Origin of the sequence: Streptomyces spirodelae, from assembly GCF_017676385.1 — a bacterium.
GTDB classification, from domain to species: domain Bacteria; phylum Actinomycetota; class Actinomycetes; order Streptomycetales; family Streptomycetaceae; genus Streptomyces; species Streptomyces spirodelae.
In genome coordinates, this window is record NZ_JAFFZN010000018.1 from 64476 (window position 1) to 80473 (window position 15998).

At 72.9% G+C, this 15998-nt stretch carries 12 protein-coding genes; 11 read left to right on the plus strand and 1 reads right to left on the minus strand.

The window, feature by feature from the left end:
- Positions 1 to 8: 8 nt before the first annotated feature.
- From JW592_RS19730 to JW592_RS19770, 9 genes are all read left to right on the plus strand, one after another.
- Positions 9 to 1085, plus strand: coding sequence for a UbiA family prenyltransferase (locus JW592_RS19730; protein ID WP_209266482.1), 1077 nt, complete (start codon positions 9 to 11; stop codon positions 1083 to 1085).
- Positions 1082 to 1336 carry an acyl carrier protein gene (locus tag JW592_RS19735; RefSeq protein ID WP_209266483.1) on the plus strand — a complete coding sequence of 85 codons (255 nt, stop codon included), beginning with the start codon at positions 1082 to 1084 and terminating at the stop codon, positions 1334 to 1336. Before JW592_RS19730 ends, JW592_RS19735 begins: the two co-directional genes overlap by 4 nt.
- The gene (locus tag JW592_RS19740) at positions 1337 to 2692 is read left to right on the plus strand and encodes a beta-ketoacyl-[acyl-carrier-protein] synthase family protein (RefSeq protein ID WP_209266484.1); all 1356 of its coding nucleotides are present in this window, start codon (positions 1337 to 1339) and stop codon (positions 2690 to 2692) included.
- Positions 2689 to 3813: a beta-ketoacyl synthase N-terminal-like domain-containing protein gene (locus tag JW592_RS19745; RefSeq protein ID WP_209266485.1), complete on the plus strand. Its 1125-nt coding sequence runs from the start codon at positions 2689 to 2691 to the stop codon at positions 3811 to 3813. Before JW592_RS19740 ends, JW592_RS19745 begins: the two co-directional genes overlap by 4 nt.
- Positions 3810 to 5513: a benzoate-CoA ligase family protein gene (locus JW592_RS19750; protein WP_209266486.1), complete on the plus strand. Its 1704-nt coding sequence runs from the start codon at positions 3810 to 3812 to the stop codon at positions 5511 to 5513. The genes JW592_RS19745 and JW592_RS19750 overlap by 4 nt, the downstream gene beginning before the upstream one ends.
- A 127-nt stretch (positions 5514 to 5640) precedes the next feature.
- A complete protein-coding gene (locus tag JW592_RS19755) occupies positions 5641 to 6369 on the plus strand; it encodes an ABC transporter ATP-binding protein (protein ID WP_209266487.1) in 729 nt (242 codons plus the stop codon).
- Complete coding sequence (locus JW592_RS32865; RefSeq protein WP_209266488.1) at positions 6366 to 8939, plus strand: ABC transporter permease; 2574 nt, start codon at positions 6366 to 6368, stop codon at positions 8937 to 8939. The genes JW592_RS19755 and JW592_RS32865 overlap by 4 nt, the downstream gene beginning before the upstream one ends.
- 10 nt (positions 8940 to 8949) lie before the next feature.
- Complete coding sequence (locus JW592_RS19765) at positions 8950 to 10323, plus strand: cytochrome P450 (protein ID WP_229376429.1); 1374 nt, start codon at positions 8950 to 8952, stop codon at positions 10321 to 10323.
- On the plus strand, positions 10320 to 11702 hold the full coding sequence (locus JW592_RS19770; protein WP_209266490.1) for a cytochrome P450: 1383 nt from the start codon (positions 10320 to 10322) through the stop codon (positions 11700 to 11702). The genes JW592_RS19765 and JW592_RS19770 overlap by 4 nt, the downstream gene beginning before the upstream one ends.
- 15 nt (positions 11703 to 11717) lie before the next feature.
- Here the strand turns inward: JW592_RS19770 and JW592_RS19775 are convergent, their stop codons facing one another.
- Positions 11718 to 13529, minus strand: coding sequence for a hydroxysqualene dehydroxylase (locus tag JW592_RS19775; RefSeq protein WP_209266491.1), 1812 nt, complete (start codon positions 13527 to 13529; stop codon positions 11718 to 11720).
- Between the two features lie 170 nt (positions 13530 to 13699).
- Here JW592_RS19775 and JW592_RS33415 point away from each other — a divergent pair, with 170 nt between their 5' ends.
- Together JW592_RS33415 and JW592_RS19785 are read left to right on the plus strand one after the other, a co-directional pair.
- A complete protein-coding gene (locus tag JW592_RS33415) occupies positions 13700 to 14737 on the plus strand; it encodes an SAM-dependent methyltransferase (RefSeq protein ID WP_209266492.1) in 1038 nt (345 codons plus the stop codon).
- 56 nt (positions 14738 to 14793) lie between these two features.
- Positions 14794 to 15987, plus strand: coding sequence for an FAD-dependent oxidoreductase (locus JW592_RS19785; protein ID WP_209266493.1), 1194 nt, complete (start codon positions 14794 to 14796; stop codon positions 15985 to 15987).
- Positions 15988 to 15998: the final 11 nt, after the last annotated feature.

Below are 15998 nucleotides of genomic sequence, written 5' to 3' on the forward strand. Positions count from 1 at the left end.
GCGATCTCTTGACCAGAACAGGCGCGATCCTGCGCGCCACCAGTGTCCGGTTCACCACGCTGTACTTCCTGCCCTACTACACAGCCCTCGTCGCCGAAGGGCGGGCCCGCTGGCAGTGGGTGGCTCTGGGAGCCGTCTACTGGTGCGCGCACGGCCTCGGCACCGAGTCCCTCAACCGGCTCGCCGACCGCGCCGAGGACGAGATCAACCGGCCCGAGCGCACCGCACTGTGCCACCGTGCGGGCTTCCCGCTGCTGCGGCGCGCGGCCCTGGTGGGCTGGGGAACCGTACTGGCGCTGGACGTCGTACTGCTCGTGGCACACCCGGACCGGTGGCTGGCGCTGTTCCTCTTCCTCGCGGGCTTCAGCGGCGTCAACTACTCCTACGGGCTGCGCCTGTCCCGCAACCGGTGGCTCGCCCCGCTGCTGCTGACCTTCCACTTCGGCGGCACGTTCGTGATCGGCACCGTGCTGGCGCAGGACCACTGGGACGCGGAGGTGCTGCGCGACCTCGCCGGGTACGGACTGCCGTTCTTCGCCGTCGGCATGGTGACCCTGCTCGCGCTGGGCGGCGCCAAGGACCTCACCGACCTGGCCGGCGACGCCAGCATCGGCTACCACAGCGCGTGGATCGACCTGCTGCGGCGGCACGGCGCCTGGCTCGCGGCGGCCATGGTGGGCTCCACCTACGTCCTGGTCGCCGTCTTCGTGCTGGCCGGCGCCTTCCCGCCGCGCTTCTGGCTGTGGCTGCTGCTGATCCCGGTGGCCGCCGCGCTGGGCCGCTGTCTGTGGCGGGCGGCGACGCCCGGTCAGCGGCATGCGACCCGGGAGTTCTTCTACCAGTACTGGGTGCTGTCCCTGCTGGTGGCCGCGCCGCTGTACGCGCCCCGCTGGGAGCTGGTCCCAGGGCTCGTGGCGAGCTTCGCCTTCTGGGCCGTGACCACCCAGCGCCTCCACTGGTCGGGCGGAGTGCGCCGCGAGACCGTGCGCACCGCGGCCGCGCTGGTACGCGGCAGCCCTCCGCGGCCGGGAGGGCCGCCCGCCGGGGCCGAGTACGCACAGGAACGAGAGGAGAGGACCGGATGACGACCCCCAGGACGGAGCAGGAGATCCGCGCGGTCGTAAGGGAGACCGCGCTGCGCATCTTCGAACTGGAACCCGAAGAGCTGGCCGACGAGACCGACTTCGAGACGGCGGGTGGTGACTCGCTGCTGCGCCTGGAGCTGGTCGCAGCGCTCCGCGACCGGCTCGGCGTGGAGTTCTCCGTCGCCGACGAGACGGAGATGACCTCGATCAAGGCCGCCGTGGACGTCACCCGGCGCGCCCTGGGGGTGTGAATGTGGCAGGGCCTCGGCCGCCGGGTCGTCGTCACCGGCATCGGAGTCGTCTCCGCGCTGGGCACCGGCGCCGACCAGTTCTGGGCCGCCGTGCGGCAGGGGCGGGTGGGCACCGGTGACGTCACCCTCTTCGACACCGGCGACTGCCTCACCCACCGGGGCGGACAGATACGCGAGTGGACGCCGCCCTGGCCCGACGAAGCGTACGGGCACGGCCCGTTGACCCGCAGCGAGTCCTTCGCGCTGGCGGCCACCCGGCTGGCGCTGGCCGACGGCGGCCTCGCCGACGGGCACGGCCGGCTCACCGGTCCGTACGACGACACCCGGGTGGGTGCCTCGTTCGGCATCGTCGTCGGCAACAGGCCCGGTATCGAGGCCCCGTTGCGTGCCGCGTACGCCCGGGAGCAGGCACGCGGCACACCGTCCGCGCCCGTCTCGGCTCCGGTGCCGCACCCTCCTTCGGGTGGCCTGGCGCCGCCCGCGCACAATCCGTCGCGGATCAGCGCGCTACCGGCCGCCAGCTTCGGGCTGTACGGGCCGAATGTGCTGCTGCCCACCGCCTGCGCGGCGGGCAACGGCGCGGTGGCGCTGGCCGCCGACGCCGTCGCCGAGGGCCGGGCCGACGCCATGCTGGCGGGCGGCACCGACGAACTGTCCGAGGCGATGTTCCTGATGTTCACCAGCTTCCGGGCGCTCTCCCCGGACGTCGTGCGTCCCTTCGACACCCACCGCGCCGGCCTGCTGCTCGGCGAGGGCTCGGCCGTGCTGCTGCTGGAGGCCGAGGACAGCGCCCGTGCGCGGGGCGCCCCCGTGCACGCCGTCGTCGCCGGCCACGGCAACGTCTCCGACGCCCACCACATGACAGCGCCGCACCCTCAGGGGCACGGCGCCATCCGGTCGATGCGCGCCGCGCTGCGCAGCGCGGGGCTCGGCCCCGGCGACATCGACTGCGTCAGCGCGCACGGCACCGGCACGCCGGCCAACGACGCCGTCGAGGCAGCGGCGCTCGCCGAGGTCTTCGGCGGCGGTCACCGGCACGCGCCGCTTCCGGTGACCGCGCTCAAGTCGCTGCTCGGACACGCACAGGGCGCGGCGGGAGCTCTCGCCGCCGCCGCGTGCGTGCTCGCGCTGCGCGACGGTGTCGTCCCGCCCACCGCCAATGTGACCGCGCCCGATCCGCGGTGCCTCACCTACGACTTCGAGCTCGTGCGGGAGCGGCCCCTGAGCCGGCCGCTGCGTGCCGTCCTCAACAACGCCTTCGGCTTCGGCGGCAACAACTGCTGCGTGGTCTTCACCCGTCCCGGCGCCGCGGCCGAGGGCGCCGAGGGCACGACCGGTGCGGAGGAGCGGTGGTGACCGGTGTGGTCGTCACCGGCGTCGGGGCGCTCACCTCGGCAGGGCTGGGGCACGAGGCGCTGCTGCGGCGTGCCGCGGACGGCGCACCCGCACGCCGCGAGGAGGAACGGACCCTGCCCGCGCCCCCGGGACAGCCCCCCACAGCACCGGTGCGGCTGGCCGCGCTCGCGCCGTACGATCCGGCCGAACACCTGGGCAGCCGCGGGATACGGACGCTGAGCGCACAGAGCAGGGCATTCGGCGTCGCCGCCGTCGACGCCTGCCGGCACGCGGGGCTGGCCGCCTCCTGGGAGCAGGACCCGTCGGTGGGGATCGCGGCCGGCACCACCAGCGGCGGTCTCGAGGACTACGCGGGGCTGTTCGCCGCCCGGCTCGCGCGTGGCGTGAGCGGCGTCAACCCGGCCCAGGGACCACAGACCGGACTGAACGCACCGGCCTCCGCCGTCTCGATCCTCACCGGAGCCGCCGGGCCCAACCTCACCCTGGCCACCGGGCGCGCGGCGGGCCTCGACGCACTGGCCGCGGCGGCCCGCGCCATCGGCTCCGGCGCCGCCACCACCATGCTCGCCGGCGGTGTGCAGGTCCTGGGCTACGCCGAGCTGACCGCGCGCCGCCGGACCGGGCAAGGTCCCGGCCCCGCCACCGATCCGCCCGCTCCCGGCTTCACGGCCGTCGCGGGCGAAGCGGCCGTGGTCCTGGTCCTGGAGGACGAGGCGGCGGCCCGGGCGCGGAGAGCGCGGCCACTGGCCCGCGTGCTGGGCGCGGGCTCCGCCTTCGGGCCGCCCGTAACCCGCCCCGGCCAGCGGGCGGCGCACGCCGCGCTGCACGAGGCCGGACTCGCACGCGGCGCACCCGGAGCGCCCCTGGCGCCCGCCTTTCCCGTGTCGGCCGTCGACGCCGCCTTCGGGGACTGCGCGGGGGCGACCGGCGCGGTGCAGGCCGCGCTGACCGTGCTCGGCCTGCACCACCGGACGCTGCCCGACGACACGGCCCTGGTGCTGACCTCCGAACCCGCCGAGCCAGGCGGGCCGGGCGGCTGTACGGCGGCACTCCTGTTCGGCAGGTCTCGCACCGGCACACCTTCCACCGGCCCGTCCCACGAGAGAGGTCACTCCGTATGACGACCGGCACCGGCGACGACGCTCGCGCCAGCGACGACGGCCGCACGAACGACGACGCCCGCACCAGCGACGGCACCCGCACCAGCACCGGCGCCCCCGCACGTGACGGCACCCCGGACATCGTGCCGCCACCCGACGGCAACAGCGTGCACCGCTTCCTGGACGACCATCTGGCGGCCGGCCACGGCGAAGCGCTCTGTGCGCTCACCGAGACAGAACGCGTCACCTACCGCGAGATGCACCGCAGGGCGTGCCGCGCCGCCAACGCGTTCGCCGCAGCGGGGGTCGGATACGAGACACGTGTGGCGCTCGTCCTGCCCGACAGCCCCGACCACCTCGCCTGTGTGCTCGGGCTGCTGCGGCTGGGTGCCGTACCCGTGCCGCTGGCCACCCAGCTCACCACCGAGGACTACACGCGGATCTTCGCGGACTGTCGCCCGCGCCTGGCAGTCACAGGCCCCGGCCGGATCGCCGACGTACAAGCCGCGTCTCGCGCCGCGGGAGTCGCCGGTGCCGCCCGGCCCGGGCAGGTGTGGGTCGCCGAGGCCCCCGGGGAGCGGCACGAGGGCCCCGAACCCACCCTCGGAGAGCGGCTGGCCGCCGCGTCCGACGAGTGTCCCGTCGCCCCCGTCAGCGTCGATGACATGGCCGTCATCCAGTACACCTCCGGCAGCACGGGCACCCCGCGCGGCGTCGTCCACCTGCACCGAGGGCTGCTCGCGGTGCTCGGCACCTTCCCGGTGCGCCTCGGGCTGACCCGCGACGACGTGTGCCTGTCGGCCGCCAAGCTGTCCTTCGGGTACGGCTTCGGCAACTCCTTCCTCTTCCCGCTCGCGGCGGGCGCCGCCACCCTGTTGATGCCCGAGTCAGCCGACGGCGCACGGGTCCTGCGCCTGGTGGCCCGGTGCCGCCCCACCGTGCTGTGCGCGGTGCCCGCGCTCTACTCCGCGATGCTGACCGTCGCCCGCCGCAGTGGTGGCGACGTCGATCTGACCAGTGTGCGCCGGTACGTATCGGCGGGTGAACCCCTGCCTGCGGGGCTGGCCGGACAGTGGCGGGAGCTCTCCGGTGCCGACATCGTCAACGGCCTCGGCTCCACCGAGTGCCTGCACATCTTCATCGCGGCCGAACCCGGCAGCACCCCGCCCGGCGGCTGCGGCACCGTCGTCCCCGGCTTCGAGGCCGAACTGCGCGACGAGCACGGCCGGGTGCTGGGACCGGGCGAGATCGGCCACCTGTGGGTACGCGGCGAGGCCAACGCCGCCCGTTACTGGAACAACCAGCCCGCCACGCTCGCCACCATGGTGGGTGGCTGGGTGCGCACCGGCGACCAGCTCAGCCAGGACGCGGACGGCCAGTTCACCTTCGTCGCACGCTCCGACGACATCCTCAAGGTCGGCGGCCTCAAGGTGGCTCCCACCGAGATCGAGGACTGTCTGCTGCGGCACCCCGCCGTCGCGGAGTGCGCCGTCGTCGGCGTACCGGGCGAGCACGCAACGACCGAGGTCGTCGCCTACGTCAGGCCCCACCCGCAAGCCGCCGAAGAGGAGGTCCTGCGCAAGGAGTTGCGCGGCCATCTGCGCGCAGGGTTGGCCCGCTACAAGCAGCCGCGGGTACTGCGTCTGGTCGACGCGCTGCCCCGCACGTCCACCGGAAAGCTGGCGCGGCACGCCCTCAGGGCCGCGGCGGCCGATTCCTGATGATCCATTGGATTCGCCGTCGCGTCTCGGACAGACTGTCCCCGGCACGGACGCACAACTGGCCCGGCAACCAGGCCGCCAGGTTCCGCACATGGCGGTCCGCCTCGGGAGAGGGGAGACCCCGTACATGGCCACACTCCGGCTCGACGGCGTGGTGCACGACTACCAGCGCGGCCGACAGCCCGTACGCGCGCTGAACGGTGTGTCGTTGACGGTCGAGGGCGGGCAGTGCGTCTCCGTGCTCGGCCCCAGCGGTTCGGGCAAGAGCACCATGCTGCATGTCATGGGCGCCCTGGACACCCCGTCGGAGGGCAGAGTACTCCTCGACGAGACGGACTTAGCCACCCTCGACGACGACGCGCTCTCCGACCTGCGGCGCAGACGCCTCGGCTTCATCTTCCAGTTCTTCAACCTGCTGCCCGCGCTCACCGCCTGGGAGAACGTCGCCGTACCCCGGCTGCTGGACGGTGAGAAGCTGAAGTCCGTCCGGGACGAGGCCCTGGCGCTGCTGGACCGCGTCGGGCTCGCCGACCGCGCCGACCACCGTCCCGGAGAGCTGTCCGGCGGACAGATGCAGCGCGTCGCCGTCGCCCGCTCCCTCATCATGGACCCCGGCGTCCTCCTCGCCGACGAACCCACCGGAAACCTCGACTCCCGCACCGGTGACGAACTCCTCGACCTGCTGGCCTCCCTCGCACACGACGGGTCCGAACGCGCCGTGGTGATGGTCACCCACAGCGTCGACGCGGCGCTGCGCAGCGACCGCGCCGTGCTGCTGACCGACGGTGACGTCGTCGCGGACGGCATCCCCGCCGACGTCGTGGCCAAGTTCGTCGGGGAGGGGCACCGCTCGTGACCGGTGATGTGCGCAAGCCCAAGGCGGCGGGACCCGCCGTCCTCGCGGCCCGGCTGCGCCTGTTCAACCTGCGCCATTTGCGCCGTCATCCGGCCCGCACCGCGCTCTCGCTGGGCGTGCTCACCGTCGCGGCGGCGCTCATCGTCGCCGTACTGGGGATCTACGGCTCGGTCGGCGGCTCCTCGGGGCGGCTGGCCGGCCAGGTGGCAGGCGGCGCCGACATCGAGGTCACAGGGCGTACCGACGAGGGTCTGACCCCCGCCGCCGTGCACCGGGTCGACGAGCTGGGCGGCGTCAAGGCGGCGGTGCCGCTGGTGCGGTCGCCCGTGGAGGTCGACGGCGAACGGATGCTGCTGTTCGGCACCGACCGCTCGGCCAAGGCGCTCCACAGCGACCTGTCGGACGTCGCCGTCGACGCCGTACGGGACGCGGCCGAGGGGGACGGCACCGAGCCGGGGGCTGTCTTCGCGGGCCCGGGCGTCCAGAGCGGCAAGAAGGGCGGCACCGTCCAAGTCGCCTCGATGACGGGCCAGTCGCACCGGGCTCCGGTCGCCGGCACGCTCAGCGGCGGCACTGCCGAGACCGTCAACGACGGCGCCTACCTGGTGGCCCCGCTGCCGGTCGCCCAGCGGCTCGCCGGGCTCGGGGACCGCGTCCAGTCGGTGCTGGTGGTCGCCGAGCCCGGTACCGACACCGGGGCGCTGCGCGACCGGCTGGCAACCGAGCTGGGGCCCGGCGCGTTCGTCACCGACCCCTCGTTCCGCGCCGACCAGGCCGACGACGCCACTGCCATGGTCCGCAACATCACACTGCTCGTCGCCTTCATGGCGCTCGTCGTCGCGGCGTTCCTGATCTTCAACAGTATGAACATGGCCGCGGCCGAGCGGCGCGGCGAGATCGCCTCGCTGCGCGCGCTGGGCTCCCGGCGCGCCCCTGTGATGCGGGACTTCCTCCTGGAGTCGCTGCTGCTGGCGCTGGTCGGTGCCGCGGTCGGCAGCGCGCTCGGCTACGCCATGGCGGGCGCCAGCATCGACTCGCTGCCCCCGGTGATCACCGACTCCGTCGACGCCGAGGTCGAGCTGGCGGTGCCCGCCGGTGCCGTACCGGCCGCCGTCCTCGCCGCCGTCACAGCGTCGCTCGCCGCTTCCTGGCTTGCGGCCCGCCGCGCCTCTCGGGTACCGCCCGTGGAGGCCATGCGCACCGCCGACCCGTCCGCCGACACCGGCGACGGCGAACAGCGCCGCGCCGGACGGCTGTGGGCACTGGGCCTCGGACTCGCCCTGGTGGCACTGGCGTTCGTCACGGCGGCCGTCTTCGACGACGAGCGGTCCTTCGGCGGCGGCTCCCTGCTGCTGCTCGGCGTGATCCTGCTCGCCTACGCACTGATCGGCCCGGTCACCCGCGCCGTAGCGCTGCTCGCCGCCCGGCTGGGGCCCAGCGGCCGGATCGCCGCCTCGGCGGTCGAGCGCGCCCCGCGCCGGGCGTGGGCGACGTTCATGACGGTGCTGCTCGCCGTCGCCATCGGCGTCGCCACCACGGGCTCCTCGCAGAACACGGTGGACGCCGCCTCGAAGAACGTCTCCACGCTTGCCGACACCGATCTGATGGTGCAGCGCGCCGCCGAGGACGTACTGCCGGTACGGCCGCTGCTGCCGCGGGAGACCCAGCGGGAGCTGGCCGGTACCGACGGCGTACGGCGGGTGGTGGCGGGTCAGTTCACCTACCTCAACCAGCCGGGGAAGCGTGCGCTGCTGCTCGGCATGGACGGGCCCAGCAACGCCACCGCCTACCGGCTGGCGTCGAAGGAGGCCCGCGCGGAGCTCCTCGCCGGCCGCGGAGCCGTCGTCTCCGGCACCTACGCCAAGGACAAAGGGATCTCCAAGGGGGACACGCTCACCCTGCCAACCGCCAAGGGCAAGCAGCACATCAAGGTCGCCGACGTCGTCGACTACGTGAGCATGGACGCCGGCCTGATCGCCCTCTCCCTCGACCGCGTCGCGCAGTGGTACGGGCAATCCGGCGCCTCCTACTACGAGGTGATGCTCGAACCCGGAGCCGACAAGGCCGCGGTGCGGCACCGCATCGAGCAGCAGACGGGGCACGAGCCGTACCCGGTGCACGTCCTGGACGGCAGCGAGAGCGTGAAGGCCACCGAGTCCGCCGTCGAACAGGTCGGTTCCCTCGCCCTCGCCCTCCAGTGGGTGATCGCAGGCGTCGCCGGACTCGCGCTGCTCAACACGCTGATGCTCTCCGTGGTCGAGCGGCGTCGCGAACTGGGCATCCTGCGCGCCCTCGGCAGCAGCAGACGGTATGTGCGCCGCGTCATCCTCACCGAGGCCACCGCCGTCAGTGTGCTGGGCGGCCTGGCAGGGCTTGTCGTCGGCACCGCGCTGCACTATCTGTCCACCGACGTGATGGGCGAGGCCCTGGCGATGGACATTCCGTTCAAGGTGGCACCGGCGGCGCTGGGGCTGGCGATCGGCGCCATCTTCATCGCGCTGGCCGGCTCCATCCCCCCGGCCCGGCGCGCGGGCAAGCTGAACGTGGTGCAGGCCATCGGATACGAGTAGGGGCGAGTTGATGAGACGGGCACCCGGGCCGCGGCCCCACCAGATACCCGGCCTGCTGCGGCTTGCCGTCTCCGACCCGCTGCGGTCCATGTACCAGACCGTCAGCCGGTACGGGGACGTGGTGCGGGTGCCGCTCGCACCGGGACGCGGCATCCATCTGTTCTGCCGCCCGGAGCACGCCGAGCACATCCTGGTCGACCGCGAACAGCGGTACGGCAAGGCGTTCACCTACCGCCCACTGCGCGAGTGGATCGGGCTCGGCCTCATCACCAGCGACGGCGAACTGTGGGAGAGACAGCGGCGGCTGATCCAGCCGCTGTTCTCGCACCGCCGGGTGGAGACCCTGCGCCCGCTGATGGTCGCCTCGGTGGAACGGATGCTGGACGAGTGGGACCGGCGCCCGGACGGCACCGTCGTCGACGCCACCGGCGCGATGAGCGGGCTGACTCTCGACATCGTCGGGGCGAGCCTCTTCGGCGCCGACCTGACGGGGGACAGGGACAGCGTCTACCACGCGGTGGAGACCCTCCAGGACGCCGTCACCAAGGTCATCAAGAACCCGCTCACCTGGATCTCACCCCGCGCGGCGCGCCGCACCAGCCCCGGCTTCCGGCAGTGGGACAAGGCCAAGGACACCATCGACCAGGTGGTGGCCCGGGTCATCGCCGACCGCGCAGAGGGAAGCGCCGGGCCCGGGCGGCAACCGGCCGGGCGCGACCTGCTGGACGCGCTGCTGGCGGCCCGCCACGAGGACGGTTCGGCGCTGGATCCGCGCCAGCTGCGCGACGAGATCGTCACGTTCTTCATGGCAGGGCACGAGACCAGCGCCACCTGCCTCGCCTGGACGTTCTATCTGCTCTCCACGGCGCCCGAGGCACGGGCGCGGCTGGAGGAGGAGGTCGACAAGGTGCTCGCGGGTCGGCCACCGGGCCCGGAGGACACCGAGCAGCTGGTGTGGACCCGGGCGGTGCTCAACGAGTCGCTGCGGCTCTTCCCGCCCGTGTGGACGGTCGAGCGCGACGCGGCCGCGGACGACGAGGTGGGCGGCTGGCCCGTGCGTGCGGGCGACACCGTCATCACCCCGCCCTACCTCGTGCACCGGCACCCGGGCGTGTGGGAGAGCCCCGAGGCGTTCGACCCCGCGCGGTTCCTGCCGGAGAGGTCGGCCGGACGGTCCCGGCACGCCTTCATCCCCTTCGGCGGCGGCAAACGGGGCTGCATCGGCAACGCCTTCGCGCTGATCGAGGTCGTCGTCGCGCTCGCCATGATCACCCAACGGTACCGGCTCGACCTGCTGCCGGGCTTCGAGCCCGTGCCCAAGGTGACGGTGACCCTGCGGCCCTTGCACGAGATGGCGATGACACTGCGACGGAGGGTCCCGTGACGGCCACCACCCCGGCGGGCCGCCGTCCCGCCGGTCCCGGCGCTTCCCAGGTGCCGCAACTGCTCGCCGCCATCGGGCGCGACCCGCTGAGCGCCGCCGTCGGCCTCTACCGCCGCTACGGCGACCTGGTGCGGGTGCCGCTGCTGCCCCGGCGTCCGCTGTTCCTGCTGTGCCACCCGGCGCACGCCGAACACGTTCTCGTAGCGCGCCAGGACAACTACCGCAAGGCCGCCACCTACCGCCCGCTGCGCGTCTTCCTCGGCGACGGCCTGGTCACCAGCGAGGGCCGGCTGTGGGAGAGACAGCGGCGGCTGATCCAGCCGATGTTCTCCCACCGGAGGGTCAGCGGCTTCGTGCCGGGAATGGTGGCCACCATCGGGCGCACCCTCCGGGAGTGGGAGGGACGGCCCGACGGGGCGCTGGTACATGTCTCGGAGACGATGAGCCTGCTCACGCTGACCATCGTCGGTGAGGCGCTGTTCGGCGCCGATCTGCGGGGCACGGGGGCGCGGGTCTCGGCGGCGGTCACCGGGATGCAGGACTTCGCGACGACCGCGATGCGCAATCCGCTGCTGCTTCCCGCGCCCCGGCTGGGGCTGCGCACCACACCCGGCTACCGGACCTGGCGCGGCACCGTGGAGGCCGTCGACGAGGTGGTCGCACAGCTCGCCGCCGAGCGGCGCAGCGCCGGACAGGACCGGTGGACCGGCGGCAAGGACCTGCTGGACGCGCTGCTGGAGGCCCGCCACGAGGACGGTTCGGCGCTCGGTCCGCGCCAGCTCCGCGACGAGATCGTCACGTTCCTGATGGCGGGCCACGAGACCAGCGCCACCGTGCTGACCTGGACCTGCTGTCTGCTGGCAGCACACCCCGCCGCGCGGCGCAGGCTGGAGGAGGAAGTCGAAGCGGTGCTGTCCGGGCGCGCGCCCGAACTCGCCGACATGGACCGGCTCGTGTGGACCAAAGCCGTCCTCAGCGAGGCGATGCGGCTCTACCCGCCCTTCTGGACGCTGGAGCGGGACGCCGTGGACGACGACGAGATCGACGGTGTGCACGTCCCCGCGGGAAGCACGCTGGCCGTGCCGCCGTACCTGGTGCACCGGCACCCGTCGGCCTGGGAGAACCCCGAGGGGTTCGACCCCTCCCGCTTTCTGCCCGACGCCGCCCCCGGGCGCCCCCGGCACGCGTTCATCCCGTTCGGGGGCGGGCGGCGCGGGTGTGTCGGCAACCTCTTCGCGATGCTGGAGATGACCGCCGCCGTCGCCATGCTGACCCAGCGGTTCCGGCTGGAGCTGGCACCGGGCGGGGTGCCCAGGCCGCAGCCGACGGTCACGCTCCGGCCGCGCGGCGGGCTGCGGATGGTGCTGCGGCACCGCTGAGGGCGCCCGCGGCGGTCACAGCGGCCAGGGCGTGTCCAGCACGTGCGGAAGGCCCAGCGCGTAGCGCACATCGTCGGCCTTGCGCAGCAAGCGCAGCTCCGGGGGAGCGTACAGATCGTGGACGGCACAGGCGTCGGCGTCCGAACCGGCCGCCTCCAGCAGGGTGTTGACGGCTCTCTTGGCCGTCTCGTTGGCGCCCTCCATCGTCGCGCAGCTGAGGTTGTCGCGGACGTAGTCGGAGGCGAGGAACAGATTGGGGACCGCGGTGCGGTGGCTGGGCCGGTGGGCCCAGGAACCGGCCTCGGAGACGATCAGCGGCTCGTCGTTGGCCGCTGTGGAACCCCCGTCCGGGTAGCTGATCGCCGGGTCGAGGTGCCAGCTTCTGACGGACTTCTCGGGCAGCACCGTGCGCCCGGTGTCCTCCAGCGCGGCCCGCATCTGGGCCAGGGTCTCCTCGGCGATCTGCGCCGGGGTGCACTCGCGTGCCGGCTTGTTGTACACGATGCCCGGCGCGTCCCACTGCGCGATGTTCACGGAGAACGACTCGGCGACGGAGCCGTCGCCGTACTCGGCCCGAAGGTCGCGGTCCCAGTACTGGGCCTGGCTCAGGGAGACCAGCGCCCAGGGCGAGTCGAGGTAGTCGACGAAGCCGTTGAGGACGGGGGTGGGCCTGTCCAGATAGAACTGGATGCCGTTCATCCACTCGGTGCGGAGCTTGTCCATCCGGGCGAGCGCCGGATCGGCCGCGCGCAGGGCCGGGGACCACAGCTTCCTGGCGCGCTCGGCCGGTACCGCGCACACGTACCAGTCGGCCTCCACCCGCTGTCGCTCGCCGCCCGGGCCGCGCGCCCGGGCCCCGGATATCCGCCCGTCGGAGCCGAGGGACAGCTCCTCGACCGTCCAGCCGACCTGGAAGCGCACACCTCGGCGGCGCAGATACGCAACCCAGGGCTGAATCCACGACTCACTGGTCGGCGCGTCCAGCACCCGGCCCAGCTTGCCGGTGCTGCCGCGCCCGGCGAGCGCGTAGAAGTACAGCTCGGTGAGGATGCCGGTGGCGCGCGTCGAGGCGATGTCCGGGCGCGAGGCGACCAGATGGGTGGTGAGCCCGTCCGCGAACAACCTGCGGAACTCCCGGCTCATCTCGTCCGTGCGCAGGAACTCGCGCCACGGGGTCTTCTCCCACTGCCCGAACCGCCGCTTCTCGCCGCTGGTGGCGAAGATGGCGATCTGCCGGGCGAAGAAGGCCGTCTCGTCCGGCGGCACGGCGCCCAGTTGCTGCACGAGCGCAACGACCAGCCGTTGGATCTCCGCCAAGGACGGCAGGTCGTCCGGGTTGGACTCCAGCCGCAGGTCCTCCCGGCCGCCGGAGCGCGAGTAGAGCACTCCCGCCTGGGCCACCAGATGGTCGTGGACGCTCTCCTCGTCGCCGCCCGCCGCGGGGATACGGGCCATCGTCTCCGGCAGGTGGTGGTAGAAGCCCGGTACGTACCGGAAGCCGTGCTCGCCGGGCAGATCGCGGCGCCCTTCGGTACCCGTGCCCTTGACGGGGATCGACCGCGACTTGCCGCCCAGCTCCTTGCGCTCCCAGACGGTGACCTCGAAGCCCCGTTCGACCAGCTCCTGTGCCGCGGTGAGACCCGCGACGCCACCGCCGAAGACGGCCACCCGGCGCCGTTCGGCTGCCGCGGCCGGTGTGCCCGGGCCGCCGACGCCGAGTACGGTCGCCCCGGCGCCCAGCGAACCCGCGACGAAGGTACGGCGAGGGGTGCCGCGGCGCTGGTGCCGGGCAGGGGACGAGGGACTGCCTTCCGCCGCTTTCTCCACCCGTGTTCTCCCTCGCTCCGCGGGGCCGCACTCCCGAGGTCGGACGGCAACGCTCCCGGATATGGCGGGAAACGACGCTACCGGTCATCTGGTAGGCGTCAAGGGGGAGTTCTAGGCTGAGCGCTCATCTGTCATTCCCTCGCCCCCGGGCGAACAGGAGGAGAATCGGCGTGGCTTCCAGCAAATGGAGCAGGACTCTTCGCACGGCGTTCAGCCAGCCCGATCCGGCCGCCCACGCACTTCTGCTGCGGGATTCCCAGCAACTGACGCGGACGCATTTCCTCACGGCCGCCGTACACCTCGGGCTGCTGGAAGCCCTGAAGACCCCCGCTCCGGCCGGTGAACTGGCCGAGCGGCTCGGCATCACCCGGACCGAGCAATTCCGTATTCTCCTCGAACTCGGGGTCTCGGTGGGGGAGCTGTCCGTCTCCTCCCGGATCTCCGGCACCGCGGCGGCGCCTGGCACGTACGCACTCAAGGGCAGGCGCGCCCGCGCCCTCGTCGGCCGCAACGGCAGCGTCCTGCGGGCCCTCCTGGAGGAGCAGACCGCCTACCACGCCACCGTCTACCGCCAGCTGCCTGAGACGCTGCGCGGCGGCGACCTCGGCGACCACCTGCCTCGCTACGCCGAAGTGATCGCCGAGTCCTCCCGGATCGCCGAAGGGGTGATCGCGCAATACGTACGCGAGGCCGTGAGCGAGGCCGACGGCGGGCGAGTGCTGGACGTCGGCTGCGGCTCAGGAGTCCACCTGCGTGCGGCCTCGGCGCGGCCGGGCAGCAGCGGCACCGGACTCGACCTCCAGCCCGCCGCGGTCGAGCTGGCCCGCGACAACCTGCGCCGCTGGTCCTTGGACGACCGCTTCACCGTCCGCCAGGGCGATGTGCGCGAGACCGAACTGGACGGCCCCTACGACGTGGTCCTGCTGCTCAACAACGTCTACTACTTCGCGGCCGAGGAACGGCCTGCCCTCTTCGGCACCCTGCGCGGCGCACTGCGCGAGGGCGGCACGCTGGTGCTCGTCTCGATGTTCCACGACCGCAACCCCACAGCGCTCAACCTGGATCTCATCCTCGCCTGCACCCAGGGGTGCTACCCACTGACCACCCCGGCCCGGCTGGAACCCGAGCTGCGCGAGGCCGGCTTCGGGCGCATCCGCACGGACCAACTCGTCTCGGGCCAGAGCCTGTACGCGATTCGCGCTTCCTGATCCCGAGTCTTGCGCGGCGCACACACGGATGCGAATGTTGAGGCGTGGTGAGTGACGTGGCACGTCCCGCTGTGGAGAAACCCGATATCACCATCGTCGGCGGTGGTCTCGCAGGCTTGTCCACGGGCATTGCACTGGCCGAGTCCGGAATCGACACGGCCATCGTCGAATCGCGCAGGAATGCCAAGGCGGACATCTTCGGATTTCTCCTCTGGCCGCCGGGAACACGCAGCCTCAGGTGGTTAGGCGTACTGCCCGAGGCGCTGCGTGACGGCGCCGAACTGGAATCCCTCACCTGGTTTGTGACCGAGCGGGAGCACACCCGGCTGCGGGTGAATCTGACGGAGTTGGGCGCGGGCACCTTCCTGGGAATTCTCCCCTCCCGCCTGGAATCCCTGCTGCGGGACGCCGCCCTCCGCGCCGGGGTGCGCATCCTCGACTCGGTCGACGACTGGACCCTCAGCCGGGAGCGCGTCACCTGGACGATGCGGCTCCAGCGCCCCGACGGCACGCTGACCCTGCGTACGCCGCTGCTGATCGGCGCCGACGGTTCCGGCTCCCGGCTCCGCGGCGAGTTGGGGCTGAGCTCCTCGCGCAGGCAGCCGCGCGGCCAGGTCATCGTCACAGGGGTCGGAGGGCCGCTGCCGGCCCGTGAGTCCCGGCAGGCCCTCTCGGCGGCTGGCTCGGGAGGCTGCGTCAGCCTCGGCGACAAGAACAGTTGGCTCTACACCGTCGCCCGGGAGCGGGAGGCGGCCGACCCCGACAGCGCGCTGCTGCGGTACGCCACCTCCGACCCGGCCGAAGCCACTGCCTACGACCAACTCCGGCGCGCCGTCGTCGTCCGTCCTTGGACCGTCACCGTGCCCCGCTGGGCGACCGACGGTGCCGTGCTGATGGGCGACGCTGCACACGGGATGCTGCCGCACCTCGGGCTGGGCGGCTCCCTCACGCTGGAGGACGTGCCGCTGCTGCGGGAAGTGGCCGAAGAGGCATTACGCAGCGGCGATTTCTGCGCCGCACGGCTGTCCGCCTTCCAGCAGCGCCGCCAGGCCCGCACCGCCTACGCCCAGCGGATCTCCGAGCAGTGGGCCCGCGTCCTGTGCGGCAGCGTGCCCGGCGCCCGTACAGCGCGCGACCTCGCCATGCGCCGGATGGCCCGCAACATGGAGTTGGCCGAGCGGTTCTACCGTGAGCTGGCCTCCCCGTCCGTGCCGTCCCTGGGCACGCGGATGCGGATGATGATGCTGTAGCGGCACGCCCT